The sequence below is a fragment of the Streptomyces rishiriensis genome (assembly GCF_003112535.1).
GTDB classification, from domain to species: Bacteria; Actinomycetota; Actinomycetes; order Streptomycetales; family Streptomycetaceae; genus Streptomyces; species Streptomyces rishiriensis.
Map to the genome: position 1 here is coordinate 1 of NZ_BEWA01000072.1, position 1178 is coordinate 1178.

A 1178-nucleotide genomic window follows, 5' to 3' on the forward strand; every position below is an offset into this window, starting at 1 on the left:
GGCAGTCACCTCACGCACCGCCCCCGCATCCACCACCGCCGACGGCACCTCCAAAACCTCCACACCACCGACGCCGTCCCCATCCGCATCAGCACGCATCGCCAGAGACGACCACTCCACCCGGAACAACGCATCACCACCACCGGCGCCGCCGGACACCCTCAACTGCTCCTCGGAAACCGCCCGCAACACAAGCGACTCCACCGAGGCCACCGGAGCACCCTCGCCGTCGGCCAGGTCCAGCGACAGCGACTCCGCCCCCGTCGACGTCAACCGCACACGCAACGACGACGCACCCGAAGCATGAAGAGCCACACCACTCCACGCGAACGGCAGCCGTATGCCTCCGTCTTCGTCATCGGAACCGTGTGGCTGCGCGAAGGCGCCGGCATGCAGTGCGGCATCCAGCAGCGCCGGGTGCAGACCGAACCCTGCTGCCGCGTCCACTTCTCCCGACGGCAACGCGACCTCGGCGAACACCTCGTCGTCCCTGCGCCACACCGCACGCAGTCCCTGGAACACCGGCCCATAGCCATAACCACGGGCGATCAGCTCCTCATACAGGTCCGTCACGTTCACGGCCGTCGCATCCTTCGGTGGCCACACGCCGAACATGGCAGCAGGAGCGGGAACGTCGGCGCTGAGCCGGCCACTCGCGTGTCGCACCCAGGGGGTTCCGGGCTCGGCGTCGTCGGGCCGCGAGTACACCGCGACCGGCCGGTCTCCGCTGCCGCTGTCCTCGCCGACCGAGACCTGAATACGGACCACGCCCTCGTCAGGAACCACCAACGGGGCCTCGATCACCAGCTCGCGCAAAGTGCTCGTGTCCACCTCGTCCCCGGTACGGACGGCCAACTCGACCAGTGCGGCCCCCGGCAGCAGGACGGTGCCGGACACGGTGTGGTCCGCGAGCCACGGCTGGGCGGCCAGCGACAGCCGGCCCGTGCCCAGCACACCGCCGGTGTCGGGAACACTGATCACCGAGTCGAGCAGCGGATGCTCCACCGCGAACGCGGGATCACCGGCCGAGACGTTCGAGTTCAGCCAGAACCGCTGCCGCTGGAAGGCGTAGGTGGGCAGGTCCACCCGGCGGGCTCCGGTCCCGGCGAACACCTTCTCCCAGTCCACCCGCACACCCCGGGCGTGCAACTGCCCCAAGCTGCTCATCAGCGCCCGGT

General features: G+C 69.5%; 1 protein-coding gene. It reads right to left on the bottom strand.

From position 1 onward, the window contains the following. Positions 1–1086: polyketide synthase dehydratase domain-containing protein (locus Sri02f_RS40950; protein WP_218029947.1), on the bottom strand; the 1086-nt coding region annotated here is incomplete at its 3' end. Between the last annotated feature and the right edge of the window lie 92 nt (positions 1087–1178).